The organism is Nocardia sp. NPDC006630, assembly GCF_040611495.1.
Classification (GTDB): Bacteria; Actinomycetota; Actinomycetes; order Mycobacteriales; family Mycobacteriaceae; genus Nocardia.
On the sequence record NZ_JBEXOK010000011.1, the window covers coordinates 284,828 to 305,130 of the forward strand.

16 protein-coding genes are annotated in these 20,303 nt (G+C 68.0%); all 16 read right to left on the bottom strand.

Features of this window, described 5'->3' with window-relative positions; all coding sequences use genetic code 11:
• Window positions 1-47 precede the first annotated feature (47 nt).
• The 16 genes from ileS to ABZX86_RS31950 all read right to left on the bottom strand — a co-directional run bounded on the left by ileS (window position 48) and on the right by ABZX86_RS31950 (window position 20,303).
• Entirely contained in the window at window positions 48-3,203 is a 3,156-nt protein-coding gene (gene ileS / locus ABZX86_RS31875) for an isoleucine--tRNA ligase (protein WP_355128780.1), read from the bottom strand.
• A gap of 307 nt (window positions 3,204-3,510) precedes the next feature.
• Window positions 3,511-3,714: a hypothetical protein gene (locus ABZX86_RS31880; protein ID WP_327146645.1), complete on the bottom strand. Its 204-nt coding sequence runs from the start codon at window positions 3,712-3,714 to the stop codon at window positions 3,511-3,513.
• A gap of 87 nt (window positions 3,715-3,801) precedes the next feature.
• Window positions 3,802-4,620, bottom strand: coding sequence for a DivIVA domain-containing protein (locus ABZX86_RS31885; RefSeq protein ID WP_327140957.1), 819 nt, complete (start codon window positions 4,618-4,620; stop codon window positions 3,802-3,804).
• Between the two features lie 73 nt (window positions 4,621-4,693).
• Window positions 4,694-4,996: a YggT family protein gene (locus ABZX86_RS31890; protein WP_297629014.1), complete on the bottom strand. Its 303-nt coding sequence runs from the start codon at window positions 4,994-4,996 to the stop codon at window positions 4,694-4,696.
• A gap of 283 nt (window positions 4,997-5,279) precedes the next feature.
• Window positions 5,280-6,083: a cell division protein SepF gene (gene sepF / locus ABZX86_RS31895; protein ID WP_355128783.1), complete on the bottom strand. Its 804-nt coding sequence runs from the start codon at window positions 6,081-6,083 to the stop codon at window positions 5,280-5,282.
• A 104-nt stretch (window positions 6,084-6,187) separates the two neighbouring features.
• A complete protein-coding gene (locus tag ABZX86_RS31900; protein WP_355128785.1) occupies window positions 6,188-7,003 on the bottom strand; it encodes a YggS family pyridoxal phosphate-dependent enzyme in 816 nt (271 codons plus the stop codon).
• Window positions 7,000-7,740 (bottom strand): peptidoglycan editing factor PgeF, encoded by a 741-nt coding sequence (gene pgeF, locus ABZX86_RS31905; RefSeq protein ID WP_355128787.1) that lies wholly within the window; start codon window positions 7,738-7,740, stop codon window positions 7,000-7,002. Before pgeF ends, ABZX86_RS31900 begins: the two co-directional genes overlap by 4 nt.
• A gap of 199 nt (window positions 7,741-7,939) precedes the next feature.
• On the bottom strand, window positions 7,940-9,214 hold the full coding sequence (gene ftsZ / locus ABZX86_RS31910; protein ID WP_327140962.1) for a cell division protein FtsZ: 1,275 nt from the start codon (window positions 9,212-9,214) through the stop codon (window positions 7,940-7,942).
• A gap of 321 nt (window positions 9,215-9,535) precedes the next feature.
• Complete coding sequence (locus tag ABZX86_RS31915; protein WP_355128789.1) at window positions 9,536-10,375, bottom strand: FtsQ-type POTRA domain-containing protein; 840 nt, start codon at window positions 10,373-10,375, stop codon at window positions 9,536-9,538.
• Window positions 10,376-10,381: 6 nt separating this feature from the next.
• Window positions 10,382-11,827: a UDP-N-acetylmuramate--L-alanine ligase gene (gene murC, locus ABZX86_RS31920; RefSeq protein ID WP_355128967.1), complete on the bottom strand. Its 1,446-nt coding sequence runs from the start codon at window positions 11,825-11,827 to the stop codon at window positions 10,382-10,384.
• Window positions 11,828-11,897: 70 nt separating this feature from the next.
• Window positions 11,898-13,046, bottom strand: a complete 1,149-nt coding sequence (gene murG, locus ABZX86_RS31925) for an undecaprenyldiphospho-muramoylpentapeptide beta-N-acetylglucosaminyltransferase (protein WP_355128791.1) — start codon at window positions 13,044-13,046, stop codon at window positions 11,898-11,900.
• Window positions 13,043-14,584, bottom strand: a complete 1,542-nt coding sequence (gene ftsW, locus ABZX86_RS31930; RefSeq protein ID WP_355128793.1) for a putative lipid II flippase FtsW — start codon at window positions 14,582-14,584, stop codon at window positions 13,043-13,045. The genes murG and ftsW overlap by 4 nt, the downstream gene beginning before the upstream one ends.
• A complete protein-coding gene (gene murD, locus ABZX86_RS31935) occupies window positions 14,581-16,023 on the bottom strand; it encodes a UDP-N-acetylmuramoyl-L-alanine--D-glutamate ligase (protein WP_327146647.1) in 1,443 nt (480 codons plus the stop codon). The genes ftsW and murD overlap by 4 nt, the downstream gene beginning before the upstream one ends.
• A 46-nt stretch (window positions 16,024-16,069) precedes the next feature.
• Window positions 16,070-17,146 (bottom strand): phospho-N-acetylmuramoyl-pentapeptide-transferase, encoded by a 1,077-nt coding sequence (gene mraY / locus ABZX86_RS31940; protein WP_297610214.1) that lies wholly within the window; start codon window positions 17,144-17,146, stop codon window positions 16,070-16,072.
• Window positions 17,143-18,687: a UDP-N-acetylmuramoyl-tripeptide--D-alanyl-D-alanine ligase gene (gene murF, locus ABZX86_RS31945; RefSeq protein WP_355128796.1), complete on the bottom strand. Its 1,545-nt coding sequence runs from the start codon at window positions 18,685-18,687 to the stop codon at window positions 17,143-17,145. The genes mraY and murF overlap by 4 nt, the downstream gene beginning before the upstream one ends.
• A complete protein-coding gene (locus ABZX86_RS31950) occupies window positions 18,684-20,303 on the bottom strand; it encodes a UDP-N-acetylmuramoyl-L-alanyl-D-glutamate--2,6-diaminopimelate ligase (protein ID WP_355128798.1) in 1,620 nt (539 codons plus the stop codon). Before ABZX86_RS31950 ends, murF begins: the two co-directional genes overlap by 4 nt.

Consider the following 20,303-nt stretch of genomic DNA (forward strand, 5'->3'; position numbering starts at 1 on the left):
GGGGCGAGGCCGGTGTGGCCTCGCCCCCTCATGTTCTGATCAGTCGATCAGGCCTTGGTGACGGAAACCTTGACGCCGCCGACGATTTCGGCGGCATCCGCGCCCGCATCCCCGAAAGTCAGGGTGGTGGCGAGGATTTCACCGGCGATCAGGTCGCGGTGGGTCTGCGCCCACTCCTGGCGGTCGGCCGGGACGTCGAGGACCACGGTGATGCGGTCGGAGACATCGAGGCCGTGGGACTTGCGGGTCTCCTGCAGGTCGCGGATGAGGTCGCGGGCCCAGCCCTCGGCCTCCAGCTCCTCGGTGACCACCGAATTCAGCACCACCAGACCGGCATTGCCGGGCAGGGCGGCGGTGGATTCGGGTTCGGCGGCGACCAGGCGCTGGGTGTACTCCTCCGGCAGCAGCGTGATGCCGGCGGCGGTCACGGTGCCGTCGGTGTCCTCGGTCCACTCCCCCGCCTTGACCGCCTTGATGACCGCCTGCACCTGCTTGCCGATGCGCGGACCGGCGGCGCGGGCGTTCACCACGAGTTCGAAGCGGCCGTGCGCGGCCACATCGGTGGTGAGGTCGACCTTCTTGACGTTCACCTCATCGGCGATCAGCTCGGCGAAGGGGCGCAGTCGTTCGGCGTCCTCGGCGGCCACCGTCAGCTCCGAAAGCGGCAGGCGCACACGCAGATTCTGCGCCTTGCGCTGACCGAGCACCGTCGAGCAGACCGTGCGCACCTCGTCCATGGCCGAGACCAGTTCGGGATCGGCGGGCAGATCGCTCGCACTCGGCCAATCGGTCAGGTGCACCGAGCGCTCACCGGTGAGGCCACGCCAGATGACCTCGGTGAGCAGCGGCAGCAGCGGTGCGGCCAGGCGCGTGGCGACCTCCAGCACGGTGTGCAGGGTGTCGATGGCATCGCGATCCTCCTCCCAGAAGCGCGAACGCGACCGGCGCACATACCAGTTCGTCAGCGCGTCGGCGAAGGAGCGGAATTCCTCTGCCGCGGTGGAGATGTCGTAGACCTCGAACGCGTCGGTCATGACATCGCGGGTGTGCGCCAGCTTGGCCAGGATGTAGCGGTCGAGCACATTCGCCGAATCCGTGCGCCACACACCGGGAGTCGAGGCGTACAGCTGCAGGAAGGTCCAGGCGTTCCACAGCGGCCGCAGCGCATGGCTGACACCCTCGCGGATACCGCGCTCGGTGACGATGAGATTGCCGCCGCGCAGGATCGGCGAGGCCATCAGGAACCAGCGCATGGCATCGGCGCCGTCACGGTCGAAGACCTCGTTGACGTCCGGATAGTTGCCCTTGGACTTGGACATCTTCAGGCCGTCGTCACCGAGCACGATGCCGTGCGCCACTACCGATTTGACCGCCGGGCGATCGAAGAGCGCGGTGGAGAGCACGTGCAGGTTGTAGAACCAGCCCTTGGTCTGACCGTTGTACTCGACGACAAAATCGCCGGGGCTGTGCGCGGCTGCCGCCGCGGTGCCCTCGAACCACTCCTTGTTCTCGAACGGGTAGTGCACCTGCGCATACGGCATGGAACCGGATTCGAACCAGCAGTCGAGCACCTCGGGCACCCGCCGCATCATCGACTTCCCGGTCGGGTCATCGGGATTCGGGCGCACCAGCTCATCGATGTTCGGGCGGTGCAGATCGGCCGGGCGCGCGCCGAAGTCGCGCTCGAGCGCATCCAGCGAACCGTAGACGTCGACGCGCGGGTACTCCGGATCGTCCGACATCCACACCGGGATCGGCGCGCCCCAGTAGCGATTACGGCTGATGTTCCAGTCGCGCGCGTTCTCCAGCCACTTGCCGAACTGGCCGTCGCGCAGGTGCTCGGGAGTCCAGTCGATCTGCTTGTTGAGCTCGAGCATGCGATCGCGGAACTTGGTGACCGCCACGAACCAGGACGGCACCGCCATATAGATCAGCGGCTGACCGGAGCGCCAGCTGTGCGGGTAGGAGTGCTCGATAGTCTCGTGCCGCAACAGCTTTCCCGCGGCCTTGAGGTCCTTGATGATGACCGGGTTGGCGTCGAAGACCATCAGGCCCTGATACGGCGGCACCATGGAGGTGAACTTGCCGCCCGCATCGAGGGGCTGCACGATCTGGATGCCGTTGGCGGTGGCGACATCCATATCCTCCTCACCGAAGGCCGGCGCGAGATGCACGATGCCGGTGCCGGAGTCGGTGGTGACGTAGTCGGCATTGAGCACGCGGTGCGCGTTCGGATGACCGGCGAAGAAGTCGAACGGCGGGTGGTAGCGCAGATCCGCCAGCGCCGCGCCGGAGTGCTCGGACAGCACCTCGGGCTCCTCGCCGAATTCGCGGGCATAGTGCGAGACCCGTTCAGCGGCAAGCAGGTACCGCTTACCGTCCTGCGCGCGCAGGTGCACGTAGGTGACGTCCGGATGCACGGCGATGGCGAGGTTGGACGGCAGCGTCCACGGCGTGGTGGTCCAGATCAGCGCGTTGGCGCCGTCCAGTACGTGCAGCGGGTGCTCCGCGGGCACCGACAGCAGCATGTCGACGGTGACCGCCGGGTCCTGGCGCATGCGATACGAATCATCGAGGCGCGCCTCCTGATTCGACAGCGGCGTCTGCTCGTACCAGCTGTAGGGCAGCACCCGGAAGCCCTGATAGATCAAACCCTTGTCGTGCAAGGACTTGAACGCCCACATGACCGATTCCATGAAGTCGAGGTCGAGGGTTTTGTAGTCGTTGTCGAAGTCGACCCAACGTGCCTGACGCGTCACATAGGAGCGCCACTCGTTCGTGTAGCGAAGAACCGAAGTTTTGCACGCGGCATTGAATTCCGCGAGACCCATGGCATCGATCTGTGATTTGTCCGTGATACCGAGCTGCTTCTCCGCTTCGATTTCCGCGGGCAAACCATGAGTGTCCCAGCCGAAACGGCGTTCGACCTTCTTCCCGCGCATGGTCTGAAAGCGCGGGATCAAATCCTTGACATATCCGGTCAGCAGATGACCGTAATGCGGCAACCCATTGGCGAAGGGCGGACCGTCGTAGAAGACGAATTCCTCTGCATCGGAACGATTCTCGATGCTGGCCCGGAAGGTGTCATCGGCGGCCCAGTAGTCCAGCACGCGCTGCTCGAGCTCGGGGAAGGACACCTGACCCGAGGAAGCGCCCAGGTCGGCGCGGGGGTAGGCGTTGGGTGTGGGATTCTCGCCGGACATCTCGGCGTCAGCTCCTCCGTGCCAGTGGGCCTGCGTGCAGACCCCGGTGGGCACGGGGGCGACGCCGGCGCTGGTGCGCCGAGACCGCGGTACCACCCCGCTTGCCCGGCTGCTGCCCGCTCTCGCGGCAGAGCCGAACCACTCATTGCGAGCTGTGACGGGCTCACCCGTTCGGTTCTACTGGGCGCGAACGCCGTTCTTCCGAAGACTCCCCGGTGATGGCCGGATCGACGCCGTGAAACTACTTCGAGTCTAGCCGGGTAGGTCCAGCGGATATTCCCTGGGCTCGACCACCGGCAAGTAACCGTCAATGCCTGGCGTGCCGCCCACCGGGACGCGATTGCGCGTCATCGGGGTCCTCACGGAAGGAAAGAGCGCTGACCAGCAGCAGCACCGCACCGAGCACGCACACGATAATGCAGGCCCACGCCCAGACCACCGAACCGGTGGTCAGTGCGGTCACCAGCAGGCCGAAACCGACGGCTGCCAGGGCCAATGTCATCACGAGCATGGTCACCACCCCCTCGTATGGAAACGGTGGCGGCGCCGCACAACCCGATCAACGGGCAGCGCAGCACCAGTGGCCGTGCTTACGACTCTACTTGCCGCCCTTGAGGAGTGCTCCGTTGCCCGAGGCGTTGTCGCTGAACTCGCCACCATCGACCGGGACCGCGGAACCACGGTTCTCGAGCTCCTCCAGCTGCGATTCCAGGTAGGACTTCAGGCGCACACGGTATTCGCGCTCGAAGGTCTTGAGCTGCTCGATCCGGCTCTCCAGCACGCTGCGCTGCTGCGTGATGGTGGCCATGATCTCGGTGTGCTTGCGCTCGGCATCGGCCTGCAGGGCGTCGGCCTTCTCCTTGGCCTGGCGCAGCTGGCTGTCCGAACGGGTCTGGGCGTCCGACAGCATGGCTTCGGCCTTCTGACGGGCGTCGGCGACCATGGCCTCGGAACGGGTGCGGGCATCGCCGACCAGTCGCTCCGAATTCGCTCTGGCATTGGCGAGCAGCTGCTCTGCCTCGGTCTTCGCGTCCGAGGTGAGGCGATCGGCCATCTCCTGTGCGAGCGAGAGCACCTTGGCTGCCTGCAGATTCGCGTCCGCACTGGGCGCGACCGGAGGGGCCACCGGCGCGGCGACCGGCATGGGGGCGGGCGGCGGCGGGGCGGCCTTGACCGGCTCCGGCACAACCGGCGCCTTCACGGCATTGACCGGACCGCGATTCTTCTTGGCGTCAGCCAATTCCGCGTCCAACTCAGCAACACGCTGGCGAAGGTCCGCGTTCTCCTCGATGAGGCGTGAGAGCTCCTGCTCGATCAGGTCGAGGAAGGCATCAACTTCATCCTCGTTGTAGCCGCGCTTCCCGATCGGTGGTTTGCTGAACGCGACGTTGTGCACATCGGCAGGGGTCAGCGGCATGGAACGATCCCTTCACGCTTCGTTGGAGATCTAGCGGTAGATCTGGCAAGCATTAGTTCTTCCGGCCATTCTGTCACACCTGAGCTACCGACTGCCCGAGCTGGCCCGTGATCGACATCAAGATGAAGACGATGAAAAGCAGGACCATTATCGACAGATCGAGCCTAATTCCCCCAAGATTCACTGGAGGTATCAAACGCCTCAGTAGTTTCACCGGAGGGTCTGTGATCGTGAAGATCGCCTCGAGGACGATCACAACGAACCCGGTGGGCCGCCAGTCCCGCGCGAAGCTGCGAATGAACTCGACGATGACTCGGCTGATCAGCAGGAGCCAGAAGAGAAACAGCAGTAGGTTCAACACCTGGAACAGGGCCACGACGTTCACTCTGCCTCAGAAACGGTGACGCGCAAAATAGGAACACCGGTCGGACCGGTCACAGTGTGGTTGTGGCAGATCCGACTGATTCCGGTCACGCCACCCGGCCCCCGAGAGTCAAGCCCCGTGAATATCGGGGCGACACAGCTCAACTCACATGTACGCGGGCCGCCCGGTGCAGGACCGGGTGGAGCAGCAGAGCGACGCGGAGGAGCAAGCGGTAGGACCGGGTCATCAAGGCCGCACACCGCCACGAGGGGGCGGAGGCGGGTCGAACAGAACCCTACTTCTGGTTGTAGTAGCCGTTTTCGGCGAGCTTGCGCCGCTCCTCCGCGGAAACGTCCACGTCGGCGGGGGAAAGCAGGAAGACCTTGGTGGCGACCTTGTCGAAGGAACCACGCAGTGCGAAGGCCAGACCGGCGGCGAAGTCCACCAGGCGGCGGGCATCGCTGTTGCTCATCTCCACCAGATCCATGATCACCGGGGTCCCGTCGCGGAAACGCTCGCCGATGATGGCGGCTTCGGCATAGGTGCGCGGGCGCAATGTGGTGATCTTGGACAAGGGGCCTCCGTCGTTGAAGATCGCAGACGGACGCGGCGGCTGCTGTTCCAGCCGGCGCTCTTCCATCCGCAGCTCTTCCATGCGCCGCTCGGCCTCCGGGTCCACGGCGAGAGCGCCGCGGGTGGTGCCGCGCACCATGGAGGCGCCACCGCCGCCACCCATGGACGCGCCCATGGACCGAGTACGGCTGGAGGGGGCGGTGTCGATGCGGGTGGGGCGACGCGGCGCGTCGTAGCGGTCGCGGTCCTCCGCGTATTCGTCGGAGTACTCGTCACGGCGCGAGGTGGCGCTGTAGGCGGGCTTGTACGGCGCCTTGTAGGGCGGCGGCTCCGCGGCGTACCCGGGCTCGTCGTCGTAGCGCTCGTGCTCGTACCGGTCGTAATCGCGCTCGGTGTAAGGCCGGGGCCGGCGCGGGGCACGTTCGTCGGTGGCGCCGCGGGGACCGCGGTCCTCGACGTAGTCGTCTTCGTAGTCCTCGAGCGGAACCATGCCGAAGTACGCCTTGAACTTGTGCAGCGTGCTCATCTGGTCGACCTTCCTTCGGCCCCGGTTGGCCTGGGGTGTTGTCCTGCTCAGTCCTCGTCCGACACCAAGCATATGTTTCATATGTGACTGATGAGGTTTCTTTGCTACGCCGAGGTTATCGGTCGAGCGCCCATCAAAGCGGTACCGACACGCACGCAGGTGGATCCGTGGCGGATTGCAGCCTCCAAATCACTTGACATGCCCGCCGACAGCTCGCTGGCCTGGGGATGTGCCGACAAAAGTGAAGCGTGCATACGGGCGAGTCGCTCGAACGCGTCGTCCGGATCGGCGTCCAGTGGCGGGATCGCCATCAGGCCTGCCAGCTGCAATGATGCCGATTTTTCGAGCTGATCGGCGAGGGCGAGCATGGCAGTGTCCGAGACACCTCCCCGGGTGGGGTCGGCGTCCAGGCTGACCTGAATCAGCACGCGCAGCGGGGCACTGCGCTGCCCCGTTTCGAGGGCCGCGCGGACACCGGCGTCAAGGGTGGTGACCAAGCGGTCGCTATCGACCGAATAGACCGTATTTGCCCAGGTGGCAACGGATTTCGCCTTGTTCCGCTGCAGCCGGCCGATGAAGTCCCAGCGCACTTGCGACAGATGGCGCAGTTGCGCCACTTTGTCCGATGCCTCTTGTTCCCGCGATTCACCGAACTCGCGCAGTCCCAGACCATAGAGGATCTCGATATCCGAGGCCGGGTGAAACTTCGTGACCGGGAGCAGCCGCACGGTGTCGCGGGCACGGCCCGCAGCCTCGCACGCTGCATCGATGCGTTCGTTCAGCGTGTTGAGCGCCGCCGACAATTGCGCGACCCGAGCCGAGGATCGGGCGACCGGATCAGGTGCGGATGTGAGTCCGGCCGCACCTGCGGCGGCGGGAAACCCCGCAGAATCGGTTGCCGCACCCAGGTTTTCGGTCATTCTTGGATTCCCTCCGATGACATCCAAATCACACCGGCGAGTCGTCCCGTCGGCGCGCCGCGCCGATGGCTGAACAGTGCTTTGTCCTCGATGGTGCAGCGCGGGTCCATGGCGACACCGCTCACGCCCGCCTCCAGCAGCTGCCGGCGCAGTCCGGCGCGCAGATCCAGACCCGGAGTGCCCCGGACAGTTGTGGTCGCGCTGCCGGGCAGATGCTTCTCCACATCGGCGCGCATGGCGGCGGGCACCTCGTACTGGCGACCGCTCGCCGCCGGCCCCAGGAAGGCGCCGATCCGCTCGACGCGCGCCCCGACGGACACCATCGCCTCGAGCACCTTCGGCACGATTCCGATGCGCGCGCCGATGCGGCCCGCGTGCACGGCGGCGATGACACCCGCCTCGTCATCGGACAGCAGCACCGGCACACAGTCGGCACTCAGCGTCACCAGCGCCAGATCGCGCCGAGTCGTCACCAGCGCATCCGTGGCAGGCACCGCCTCTGCGCGCGGCCCGTCCACGATCTCGACAGTGCGGGAGTGGATCTGCTCCATCCAGACCAGATTCTCCGGCGGCAACCCGAGACTCTCCGCGAGCCGAACCCGATTGCGCCGCACCGCCTCCGGATCGTCCCCCACATGATCACCGAGATTGAACGAGTCGTACGGCGCCTGCGAGAACCCGCCCGCCCGCGACGTCACCACCCGCCTGGTCCGAAAAGTCTGCGCAGTCGAAGTCATAACGCCAAGGGTAGTAGCCACCCTGAGGCAACTCTCGCCGCACCGATCGGGTTCCCCGGCACCCTCAGCGGTTGCGTCACTGACGATGTGGGCGCGGTCACCGAGGAAGGTTCGAACGTGCCCTGGATCGGGCCCGTACAGCTGAAAGCCCGCAACGCGAAGTCACGTTGCGGGCTTTCGGTTCGAGCTGGGGCGCTACTTACCGCCGCATGAAGGAGGGGACGTCGACGTCATCGTCGTCGGCATCCGGGGGCTGGATGTGGGTGCGGTTGTTGTGCGCGACCGTCGGATCGACCGAGGGGCGCGGGGATTCGTAGGAGGGGGCGGGGCCGCGGCCCGAGGAGGGCGGGGTCTGGGCGACGGGAACCGGGGCCGGCTCCTGACGCACCGGGGCCGCCGGTTCGGGGGCGCGCGCGCTGGTGAATTCGCTGGCGCGAGTCACCTCTCCCGCGGAGGCACGGGCCGTGCCGAAGGAGGAAGAGGTGGTGCCGGTGCGACCTACCGCGGGCTCGATGCGGCGGGCGGGGCCGCTACCGTCAAAACCCGCGGCGATCACCGTCACTCGTACCTCGTCGCCGAGGGAGTCGTCGATGACCGTTCCGAAAATAATATTGGCCTCGATGTGCGCGGCCTCCTGCACCAGCGAGGCGGCCTCGTTGATCTCGAACAGTCCGAGATCGGAACCGCCCGCGATCGAGAGCAGCACACCGTGCGCACCGTCCATGGATGCCTCGAGCAGTGGCGAATTGATCGCCGACTCGGCGGCCTTCACCGAGCGGCCCTCACCGCGTGCCGAGCCGATGCCCATGAGGGCACTGCCCGCACCGGACATGACGGACTTGACGTCCGCGAAGTCGACATTGATCAGACCCGGGGTGGTGATCAGGTCGGTAATGCCCTGAACACCGTTGAGCAGCACCTCATCCGCCGAGCGGAAGGCGTCCATGAGGCTCACCGCCGCATCGCCCAGCTGCAGCAGCCGGTCGTTGGGGATGACGATGAGGGTGTCGCAGGATTCGCGCAGCGCCTGAATGCCCGCCTCGGCCTGATTGCTGCGGCGCTTGCCCTCGAACGAGAAGGGCCGCGTCACCACGCCGATGGTGAGCGCGCCCAGCTTGCGGGCGATCCCGGCCACGACGGGTGCGCCACCGGTTCCGGTGCCACCACCCTCGCCCGCGGTGACGAAGACCATGTCGGCGCCCTTGAGCACCTCTTCGATCTCGTCCTTGTGGTCCTCGGCGGCCTTGCGGCCGACCTCGGGGTCGGCGCCGGCGCCCAGGCCTCGGGTCAGTTCGCGGCCGACGTCGAGCTTGACGTCCGCGTCACTCATCAGCAGAGCCTGCGCGTCGGTGTTGACCGCGATGAACTCGACTCCCTTGAGTCCCTGTTCGATCATCCGGTTGACGGCATTCACGCCGCCGCCGCCGATACCGACGACCTTGATCACCGCAAGGTAGTTGTGCGGGGGCGTCATGGGCTCTCGCCTTCCTTAGATCCAAAAAGCTTGTCGTCTAACAGATGCTCGCCGTACGCCGTGCCGGTGATCTCGAGTTGATAAACTCTCAACCATAGCTTTAGCCTTATGTCAAGTATCCGACTGGGCCGAAACGGTATTCGCAGCCACCGCAATACGTGCGCAGGCGCGCCGAAACGAGAATCAGAATCTTGTGTGATCCACCTCGTTCGACCCACCAGGCATCGTATCTTGGACGGTTGCCCTCCGGAGCCAGGATGGGCTCCGGCGGTGACACTCCGGCAAGCCACCCGAAAATTCCGGCGGCCCAATGGGTGTCGCTCACTTTACCGTGGCCAGATTCGGACTCGATACATCGAACACGTTGCCGGGCTGGGTGAGCAGCGGAACGGCCACCGCTGCCTTGCGCTGCGAATCGCCCGCCCCTCCCCACAGCACGGTACGCCCATCCCGCAACTGGAGAGCAATATCCGAAACCGAGCGGGCCACAACCTGTCCCACGCCGAGGCTCGGCGGGACCGCGGACATGACCGCCACCGCCGCCTTGGTCACCGGATCGTTACCGCCGGGATGGTCGGTCACCAGTTTGGGCGCGGTGTCCGGAGGCGGCTCGATCGCGAATTCCACACTGTCGGAATCGAGCAGGTGCGGTCCGTCCGGAGCGTCGAAGAAGAGCACGGGCACCCGCTCGACCACGGTCACCTGCACGCTGGACGGGAATTCCCGCTGCACCCGCACGCTGCGCACCTTGGGCAGCTGCGCCACCCGCTCGGCCATGGCGGTGGTGTCCAGGCGCATCATGGACAATCCGTCGGGCACCTGGAGTGCGTCCAGCACTTGGGCTTCCGGCACCGCGTGCAGACCGTCGATGCGCACCGAGCGCACCGCGAAGATCGGGGAGAACCAGGCCGTGAGGGCCAGCGCGATCAGCAGGACGACACCCGCCGCCGCGCCGATGCGGACCCGCCGGGACTGCCAGGCCAGCCGCAGCCGGGAATCGCCGTCCTCGTTGGTGAACCAGCTGCTGCGAGTCCGGCCGCGCCGTAGTCGCGCGCGCCGCGCCGCCGCCCGCGCGGCCGAATCATCGTCGGCGAGAGCGTTATCGGACCGGTCGTCCCCGGTCCGATCGGTGACGCTGCCCTCTCCCCCACCGGAGCGCATCTCCGCTCACCGCCCGTGCGAGGGTCGTGCGCGCAGCCCGTCGAGAATCTGCCCGCCCAGCATGGTCACATCGCCCGCGCCCATGGTGATCACCACATCGCCGGGCCGCGCGAGAGCTGCCACCTGGCGGCCCACTCGCGACATATCCGGCTGGTAGTGCACGGGTTTGGTGACGGCATTGGCCACCAGCGCACCGTTCACCCCGGGTAGCGGCTCTTCCCGCGCGCCGTACACGTCGAGCACCACGACCTCGTCCGCGAGGGACAGGGCGGTGCCGAACTCGGTCGCGAAAGTGGCGGTGCGACTGTACAAGTGCGGCTGGAAGACCACGATGACCCGGCCCGGCCGCGAGCGGGCGCCGTCGCGAGCCTCCTGCGCCACCAGTTCCGCGGCCGCGCTCAGCACCGCGCGCACCTCGGTCGGATGATGGGCGTAGTCGTCGAAGACGCGTACGCCGTTCTCCCGGCCGGTGAGCTGGAAGCGCCGGTGCACGCCGCCGAAACCCTCCAGGCCCTGGATGATTTCGCCCATATCGGCGCCGGCGGCGCGGGCGGCCAGCAGCGCGCCCAGCGCGTTCAGGGCCATATGGCGACCGGGCACCGAGAGCCGCAGGGTGCGGGCGGCCGGTTCGTCGGAGAGCTGGAAGACCGCGACGCCGCCGACATCGCGCGGCTCCCAGGACAGCAGCTGTGCGCCGAGGGTCAGTCCGGGGGTCGTGAAATCGCCCGAGCCGTAACCGATCACCTCGATACCGCGCGGATTGTCGCCGAGCCGCGCGAGGGTGCGCTCGGCCAGGCCGAACGAGCCCGCGTCGTCGAGGCAGACGATCAGCCGGCCGCCGGGCTGCAGGCGGTCCGCGAAATCGTCGAAGACCTGGGTGTAGGCCTCATCGGTGCCGAAGAAGTCCAGGTGGTCGGATTCGATATTGGTGACCACCGCGACATCCGGGGCGTACTGCAGCAGCGAGGCATCGCTCTCATCGGCCTCGGCCACGAAGATGCCGCCGGTGCCGTGGTGGGCATTGGTGCCCGATTCGTTCAGCTCACCGCCGACCGCGAAGGACGGGTCCGCGCCGGTGTGCTGCAGCGCCACCACCAGCATGGAGGTGGTGGAGGTCTTACCGTGGGTGCCGGAGACCAGCAGGGTCTTGTGGCCCTGCATGAGCTCGGCCAGCACCGCCGGGCGCAGCAGCACCGGCAGGCCCCGCCGATGTGCTTCCACCAGTTCGGGATTGGTCTTGGGAATCGCGGCGTAGGTGGTCACCACGGCGGTCGGGCCGCCGGGCAGCAGGTCCAGGGCACCGGCATCGTGGCCGATGCGCACCTGGGCGCCGCGGGCCCGCAGCGCGAGCACGCCCCGGCTCTCCTTGGCGTCCGAACCGGACACCATGCCGCCGCGCGAGAGCAGGATCCGCGCGATGCCGGACATTCCGGCGCCGCCGATGCCGATCATGTGCACCCGCTGCAGCAGTTCGGGTAGGTCCGTCTCCTGTTCGACGATCACGTTTCGGTTGTCCGCTGCTTCACTCACGACCTGCCACCTCCCACACAATGCGCGCAACCTCGTCCGCGGCGTCCCGATGCCCGGCGCCGGCCGCCGCGCGGCCCATGGCCGTCAGCCGATCGGAATCCAGCAGCAGCGGTATCACCTCGTCGATCACGTATTTCGGAGTCAGCTCCGCGTCCGCCACGATTCTGCCACCGCCCGCGGCGACCACCGGCCGCGCATTGAGTTCCTGCTCCCCATTGCCGTGCGGCAGCGGCACATAGAAGGCGGGCAGGCCGACCGCGGACACCTCGGCGACCGTCATGGCGCCGGAGCGGCAGACGACGGCGTCGGCGGCCGCGTAGGCCAGGGCCATCTGCGACAGGTACGGCACCGCAACGTATTTCGCGGGTTCGTGCAGGCCCGCGAGAGTCAGGGTGTTCTTGGGTCCGTGCGCGTGCAGCACCGAGATCCCGGCGGCGGTCAGCTGCGGCGCGGCGGCGGATACCGCCTCGTTCAGACTGCGCGCGCCCTGTGAACCGCCGAACACCAGCAGCACCGGTCCGTCGGCGGGCAGGCCGAAGTGCTCGCGGGCTTCCGCTCGCAGCGCCGCCCGGTTCAGGGTGGTGATGGCCGAGCGCACCGGAATGCCCACCACCTCGGCATCGGCGCGGCCGCGCGAGCGCACACCTGAGTTCGGCGCTGCCGCCAGGACTCTCGTGGCCAGGCGCGCACCGATCTTGTTGGAGATGCCCGCCATGGCATTGGCCTCGTGCACCACCACGGGCACCTTGCGCCTGCCTCGCCTCGTCATTCCGGGGGTGAGTCCCCGACCGGCGGCGAGGTAGGCGGGTAGCGCGACGTAGCCGCCGAAGCCGATGATCACGTCGGCTTCCACCGTGTCGATGACCTCGCGGGTGCGGCGCACCGAGGCCAGCACCCGGCCGGGCAGTCGCAGCAGATCGGCGGTGGGCTTGCGCGGCAGGGGAACCGGCGGAATCAACTCCAGCGGATAACCGCGTTCGGGGACCAGTTTCGTCTCCAGGCCGCGGTGGGTGCCCAGCGCCGTCACCCGGATGGCCGGATCCCGCCGCCGCAGCGCGTCGGCCACCGCCAATGCGGGTTCGATATGCCCTGCGGTGCCACCGCCCGCCACGATCACCGAGAGCGGCCGCTCCACTGTCACCTCGAATGTCCCCTGTCCCTATCGTGTTTCGTCGGATAGCTGGGCTCCCAGGCCCGCGTGCTGCGCCACGATTCGGTGGAGCGGCTGGTGCGCCTGGCGGTATCGGAATCTACGGACCGCCGCGCCGCCGCATCACTGCCACCCCGGCCGCGGCCGCTGGGCGGTAGGGCGCGGCGCTGCGGGGCGGCCTTGACGCCCGCCTTGGGCTTGGGTTTCGGCTTGGGCTTCTTGCGCGCCCGGGCGGCCTGCGCCCGTGCGGGCGAATACATTTCGGGCACCGGCAGCCGCAGCAGCCGGCTGAAGCGCCCGTCCTGTCCGGCCTGCAGCGCCGCCACCGCCTCCGGTTCGTGCCGGGCGGCATTGGCGATGATGCCGAACATGAGCAGCGTGATGGCGAGCGAGGAACCACCCGCCGAGACCAGCGGCAGCTGCAGACCGGTCACCGGCAGCAGGCCCACCACATAGCCGACATTGATGAACGCCTGCCCGGTGATCCAGGTGGTGGCCGAACCGGTCAGCAGCCGGATGAACGGATCCGCCGACCGGGTCGCGATGCGCAGGCCCGCGTAGACGAACAGCGCGAAAAGGCCCAGTACCAAGGCACATCCGAGGAAACCGAGCTCCTCGCCGATGATCGCGAAGATGAAGTCGTTGTGCGCGTTGGGCAGATAGCTCCACTTGGCGCGGGACTGACCGAGGCCGCGGCCCCAGATCCCGCCGTCCGCAAGGGAGTACTTGGCCTGGCGGGCCTGATAGCCGATGCCCTGCGGATCGCTGCCGGGGCTGAAGAACGCCCGCATGCGGTCGGAGCGGTAACCGGCCGACAGCGCAAGCACACCGGCCGCCACAGCGCCCGACACCGCGATTGTGACGAACATGCGCAGCGGCAGCCCGCCGAACCACAGCAGCGAGGTGAGCACGATGCCCAGCGCGATGGTGGTCGACAGGTTCGGCTCCAGCACGACCAGGAAACACACCAGCAGGCCCGCGGGCACCAGCGGCATGAGCAGGTCCTTGTACCCGGCCTTCTCGGTCTGCCGCGACGCCAGCAGATGTGAACCCCACACCACCAGGGTCACCTTGGCGATCTCGGACGGCTGCACCGAAACGAAGCCGAGGTCGAACCAGCGCTGCGAACCCTGCACCTTGGTGCCGACGCCGGGAATCAGCACCAGCACCAGCAGCAGCACCGACAGCGCGAAGACCGGGAACGACAGCCGCCGCATCACCCGCATCGGAATCCGCAGCGCGATATAGAACAGCACCGCGCCGAAGGCCGCCATCGCCACCTGCAGCATGAACAGCGAATACGCGGATTTGCCGTCGGCATAGGACTCGACGCTGGAGGCGGAGAGCACCATGACCAAGCCGAGCAGGGTGAGCAGTATCGCGATCGCGACCACCAGGTGGAACGAGGCGAGCGGGCGGGCCAGCCAGGCCACGAACCACGCGGCCCGCGGTGCGTCCTTGGCCTGCCGCGGCGCTTCCTTCGCGGCCGACCGCGGTGACTCTTTCGCGGCCCGCCGCGGTGCCGTCATTCCGTTCTCCCGATGTCCTTTTCGTCCAGGGCCTGCACCGCTGCCGCGAAACTTCGCCCACGATGCGTGTAGTCGGCGAACATATCCAGAGAAGCCGCCGCCGGAGCCAGCAGCACGGTGTCGCCGCGGGTGGCATACCCTGCGGCCACGCGAACCGCGCGGGCCATCACCGCTTCGGGTTCGACTTCGGCGAAGGGGTCACCCATCCCTGCATCGTCCCCCGAATTCAGCTCCACCACGGGGACATCCGGGGCGTGTCGCGCCAGTGCGGCGGCGATCACCGCGGCGTCCGCGCCGAAAACCACGGCGGCGACAAGCAGTTCGCGCACCTCTTCGACGAGGTCCTCGACGCTGGCGCCCTTGAGCTGACCGCCCGCCACCCAGATCACCGACTGGTGCGCCATGATCGAGGAGCGCGCGGCATGCGGGTTGGTGGCCTTGGAATCGTCGACGAATTCGACACCGCACAGTTCCCGCACGAAGGCGGCGCGATGCGGGCCCACCTTGTGCTCCTGCAGGCCCTCCTTCACGAACTGCGGAGCCACATCGATGGATCGGGTGAGCGCGGCCGCCGCGAGCGCGTCGGCCACACCGGCCGGGCCCTGCGGGCTGATATCGCCCACCTCGGCCAGGATGGCGGCCTTGGTGAAGGCGCGATCGAGGAGTTTGCCGTCCACCACACCGAGTTCACCGTCGGCGGGAACACCGATGCGGAAGCCGACGGTGCGGCGCGCCTTGGACTTTCGCGCCAGCGCGGCGGCGACCTGGTCATCCAGGCCGACCACGCCGACCCGTCCGGTGAGCGCGCGCGCCTTGGCCGCCGCGTAGGCGTCCAGGCCGCCGTGCCAATCCAGGTGATCCTCGGCCACATTCAGCACCACACCGGCCTCGGGCCGCACCGACGGCGCCCAATGCAGCTGGAACGAGGACAGTTCCACCGCGAGCACCTGCGGACCGGGACTGCGCCGCAGCGCATCCAGAATGGGCAGGCCGATATTGCCGCACGCCACACTGGGAATGCCCGCGGCGCGCAGGATCGAATGCGTCATCTGCGTGGTGGTGGTCTTGCCGTTGGTACCGGTCACCACCAGCCACTTGCGCACCGGGCCGTAGATACGGGCCTGATCGACCCACCAGGCGAACTCGACATCGCCCCACACCGGAATGCCCTCGGTGACAGCCGAAGCCAGCACCGGGGAATCCGGCCGCCAGCCCGGGCTGGTGATCACCAGCGCGAACCGTTGCAGCGCATCGGGTTCCAGAAGATCGGCGGAAGTGGCTGTCGCCACCCCGAGTTCGGCGGCCTCGGCCAGCGCCTTGGCGCCGCCGTCGGTGACGACCGGCCGGGCGCCGATGTCCTGGAGCGGCTCGACCAGCGAGCGCCCCGACACCCCCCAGCCGGCGACGAGAACGTCACGACCACGCAGGAATTCGAGCATGGGGCCCGGCGAGCGCAGGACCCTCGGAGAATGTTCGACCATCAGTTCACCCGACCGCAGAGAGGTAATCGCTGTAGAACAGGCCCAGGCCGATCGCCGACGCCATGCCGGCCAGCAACCAGAACCGTATGATCACCGTCGTTTCCGCCCACCCGCTCAATTCGAAGTGGTGATGGAACGGCGCCATCTTGAACAATCGGTTCCGCGTGGTGCGGAACACCGCCACCTGCAGGATCACCGAGGCCGCCTCGGCAACGAAGAGCGCGCCGATGACGATCATCAGCAGTTCGGTGCGGGTGGTGATGGACAGGCCCGCGAGCAGACCGCCCAGCGCCAGCGAACCGGTATCGCCCATGAAGATCTTGGCGGGCGCGGCATTCCACCACAGGAAGCCGATGCAGGCGGCGCCACCGGCGGCGCAGACGAGCGCCAGGTCCAGTGGATCACGCACGTTGTAGCAGCCCGCCTCCGGATGCGTGGAGCAGGCATTGCGCCACTGCCAGAAGGTGATGATCATGTACGCGCCCAGCACCAGGCTGATGGAACCGGCCGCGAGACCGTCCAGGCCGTCGGTCAGGTTCACCGCATTGGACCAGGCCACCACGATCAGCGAGACGAACGCCAGGAAGATCACCACGCCCATGGACACCGTGGTGATGTCGCGGGTGTAGGACAGGTGCCGGCTGGCGGGCGTCAAACCGTTGGCGCCCTTGAACTGCAGCGCCAGCACACCGAAGATGATCGCCGAGGCAAGCTGCCCGATGTACTTGCCCGCGGCGGTGAGGCCCAGGTTGCGCTGCTTGCGCAGCTTGATCATGTCGTCCAGGAAGCCGACCGCGCCGAGCGCGGTGGCCAGGCCCATGACCAGCAGACCGGACGCGGACGGTCCGGGTTCGCCGTAGCTCATCGAGATCAGGTGCGAGCCCAGGTAACCGGCCCACATGCCGATGATGATGGCGACGCCGCCCATGGTGGGGGTGCCGCGCTTGGCCTTGTGGCTCTCCGGGCCGTCGACCCGGATCTCCTGGCCGAAGCCCTGTTTGGCGAACCAGCTGATCACCGCGGGCGTCAGCAGAATGGAGACGGCGAGCGCGATGGCCGCCGACAGCAGAATCTGGGTCATTGCGCGGCCTCCTGCTGTTTCTCCGCAGCGGTCACCGAAGGCTGCTCCGCAGTGGCGGCGAGCAGGTGCTCGGCAACGGTCCAGAGCCCCACCGACTTCGAGGCCTTCACCAGCACCACATCACCCGATTCGAGTTCGGCATCGAGAATCTCGATGGCGGTCTCGAGATCGGGAACCAGTATCGACTCCGCACCCCATGAACCTTCCATCACCGCTCCCTGATGCATGCCGTGCGAGGGCCGCCCGGTGCCGACCACTATGAGCCGGTCCACGTCCAACCGCACCACGAGCCGGCCGATGCGGTCGTGCTCGATCACCGATTCATCGCCCAGCTCGCCCATTTCGCCGAGCACGGCCCAGCTGCGGCGGCGGCCGACCTCGCGGCCCTGCCCGTCGGCGCCGGCCGAGCGGGCCATGGTGACGAGCGCCTTGAGGGCCGCGCGCACCGAATCCGGATTGGCGTTGTAGGAGTCGTTGATGACGGTCACGCCGTCGGGCCGGGTGCGCACATCCATGCGGCGGACCGAGGCGGCGTTCGCGCCTTCGAGCGCGCGGGCCACGGTCGCCAGATCGGCGCCGTGATTCAGCGCCACCGCGGCGGCGGAAAGGGCATTGCCGACCTGATGCTCACCGTGCACCGCGAGCCGCACCGGAACGCTGTCGCCATTGTGGTGCAACGTGAATCGCGCCCGCGCCTGCTCGTCCATGGTGACGCCGGTGGCGCGCACATCGGCGTTCGAATTCGCGCCGACGGTCACCACCCGGGCCCGCGTGCGCCCGGCCATCGCGGCGACCAGGCGGTCGTCGAGGTTCAGCACCGCCAGGCCGGAGGCCGGAAGCGCTTCCACGAGTTCGCCTTTGGTCTGGGCGATGACTTCCTGGCTGCCGAATTCGCCGAGGTGCGCGGTGCCGATATTGAGCACCACGCCGACATTCGGCGGGGCGATCTCGGTGAGCGCCTTGATATGTCCGGGTCCGCGAGCGGAGAGCTCGAGGACCAGGAAGCGGGTGTTCGCGTCGGCGCGCAGGGCCGTCCAGGGATGGCCGAGTTCGTTGTTGAAGGAGCCGGGGGGCGCCACGACCTCGCCCAGCGGGGCCAGCACCGCCGCCAGCAGATCCTTGGTGGAGGTCTTACCGGAGGAGCCGGTCACGCCGACCACGGTCAGATTGCCGGCGGCCGCCAGCCGGTCCACGCTCGCGCGGGCCAGCTTGGCCAGGGCCTCGAGGACCGCGGCGCCGGAACCGTCGGTGTCGTGCGCCAGCGCGATGGCACGGCTGGCGTGCGGCTGGGGCGCGACCACGATGGCCGGAACGCCCACCGGGCGCGCGGCCAGTACGGCGACCGCACCCGCGGTCACCGCCCGGGCCGCGAAATCGTGGCCGTCGGTGTGCTCTCCCGGCAGTGCCAGGAACAGATCACCGGAAGAGATTCGGCGCGAATCGAATTCGGCCGCTCCGGTGACCGATACGTCGGGGTCGGGGATATCGTGCAGCGTTCCGCCCACGATCTCCGCGATCTCCCGCAAAGTCATCTCGATCATGAATGCGTCAGGTCCCTCGTCCTTCGCGACAAGGCCGCCGCGAGCACCTCGCGGTCGTCGAACGGATACTTCACTCCCGAAATCTCCTGCCCTGTCTCATGTCCCTTGCCCGCGATCAGCACCACGTCGCCCGGATTCGCCCAGTCGACGGCGGCGGCGATGGCGTCGGCCCGGTCCCCGACCTCCCGGACCTCTCCGCGTTCACCCGCCGGAACCTCATCGGCTCCGGCGCGGACGGCGGCGCGGATGGCCGCCGGATCCTCACTGCGTGGATTGTCGTCGGTAATGATCAGCAGATCGGCGCCGCGCGCCCCGGCCGCACCCATGAGCGGGCGCTTGCCGGCATCGCGATCACCACCGGCGCCGACCACCACCGCCAGCCGGCCCCGGTCCTGCTCGGCGAGCAGCGCACGCAAGGTCGCCACCACCGATTCGATGGCCGCGGGCTTGTGCGCGTAGTCGACCACGGCCAGGAAATCCTGTCCGCGCTCCACCCGCTGCATGCGCCCGGGCACATCCACCTCGCCCAAAGCCGCTGCGGCACCGGCCGCATCGGCGCCGGCCGCTGCGCACACCGCGAGTGCGAGCAGGCCGTTGGCGATGTTGTACGCGCCCGGAAGTCGCAGGCGCACATCCAGATTCACACCGGGACCGGTCGCCTCGAACTGCTGCGAGGCCGCACCCTGGGTGGCCGCACCGGCGACCCAGTCCGCGCCCACGCCGGGGCGGGTGGTCACGGTCACGATCTCCGGCTGCCCGTTCGCCATGGCCGCCACGGACACGTCTCCGGCCAGCCGGGTGCCCCACTCGTCATCGATGCAGAGCACCGCCTTGGCGGCGGGCACCACGGCCGAGTCGTCCGGAACGAACAGGCGGCGCTTGGCGGCGTAGTAGTCCTCGAAATCGGTGTGGAAATCCAGGTGGTCCTGCGAAAGATTGGTGAACGCGCCGACCGCGAAACGCACCCCGTCCACCCGGCCCAGCGCGAGCGCATGGCTGGAGACCTCCATGACCACCGCCTGCACACCCTGCTCCACCATGACGGCGAACATGGCGTGCAGCTGCGGGGCCTCGGGGGTGGTCAGCGCCGACGGCACCCGGACGCCGCCGATGCGGGTCTCGATGGTGCCGAGCAGCGCGGTGCGGAAACCGGTGGCCGCCAGACCCGCCTCCACCAGATACGCGGTGGTGGTTTTGCCCGAGGTGCCGGTGATGCCGATGATGCGCAGCGTGCGCGAGGGATCACCGTAGAGCGCCGAAGACAATTCGCCGAGCACCGAACGCGGCGCATCGTGCACGAGCACCGGGACCTCGATCGCGCCGATGAGCTCCGCGCCCGCCGGATCGGTGAAGATCGCGACCGCGCCGCGCTCCACCGCGGCCCGGGCGAACCGGGCGCCGTGCGCATGCGTGCCGGCCAGACCGGCGAACAGATCACCCGGCAGCACCTCGTTCGAGCGCTGCTCGATTCCGGTCAGCTGTACCTGTGACTCGGCGCCGGTGAGCATTCCGGCCGAACCGGCCGAGCGCGCGCCCGTCAACTCCGCCACCGTGCGCAGGGTGGTCACCGGCGGTGCGGCGGGCCGAAGTACCTGCGGGCTGGACTGCGCGGGCAC

Excerpts from the sequence above, each read along its gene's own strand:
- ileS (WP_355128780.1), bottom strand. The coding sequence starts at position 3,203 with ATGTCCGGCGAGAATCCCACACCCAACGCCTACCCCCGCGCCGACCTG.
- ABZX86_RS31880 (WP_327146645.1), bottom strand. The coding sequence starts at position 3,714 with ATGCTCGTGATGACATTGGCCCTGGCAGCCGTCGGTTTCGGCCTGCTG.
- ABZX86_RS31885 (WP_327140957.1), bottom strand. The coding sequence starts at position 4,620 with ATGCCGCTGACCCCTGCCGATGTGCACAACGTCGCGTTCAGCAAACCA.
- sepF (WP_355128783.1), bottom strand. The coding sequence starts at position 6,083 with ATGAGCACGCTGCACAAGTTCAAGGCGTACTTCGGCATGGTTCCGCTC.
- ABZX86_RS31900 (WP_355128785.1), bottom strand. The coding sequence starts at position 7,003 with ATGACCGAAAACCTGGGTGCGGCAACCGATTCTGCGGGGTTTCCCGCC.
- pgeF (WP_355128787.1), bottom strand. The coding sequence starts at position 7,740 with ATGACTTCGACTGCGCAGACTTTTCGGACCAGGCGGGTGGTGACGTCG.
- ftsZ (WP_327140962.1), bottom strand. The coding sequence starts at position 9,214 with ATGACGCCCCCGCACAACTACCTTGCGGTGATCAAGGTCGTCGGTATC.
- ABZX86_RS31915 (WP_355128789.1), bottom strand. The coding sequence starts at position 10,375 with ATGCGCTCCGGTGGGGGAGAGGGCAGCGTCACCGATCGGACCGGGGAC.
- murC (WP_355128967.1), bottom strand. The coding sequence starts at position 11,827 with ATGATCGGCATCGGCGGCGCCGGAATGTCCGGCATCGCGCGGATCCTG.
- ftsW (WP_355128793.1), bottom strand. The coding sequence starts at position 14,584 with ATGACGGCACCGCGGCGGGCCGCGAAAGAGTCACCGCGGTCGGCCGCG.
- murD (WP_327146647.1), bottom strand. The coding sequence starts at position 16,023 with ATGCTCGAATTCCTGCGTGGTCGTGACGTTCTCGTCGCCGGCTGGGGG.
- mraY (WP_297610214.1), bottom strand. The coding sequence starts at position 17,146 with ATGACCCAGATTCTGCTGTCGGCGGCCATCGCGCTCGCCGTCTCCATT.
- murF (WP_355128796.1), bottom strand. The coding sequence starts at position 18,687 with ATGATCGAGATGACTTTGCGGGAGATCGCGGAGATCGTGGGCGGAACG.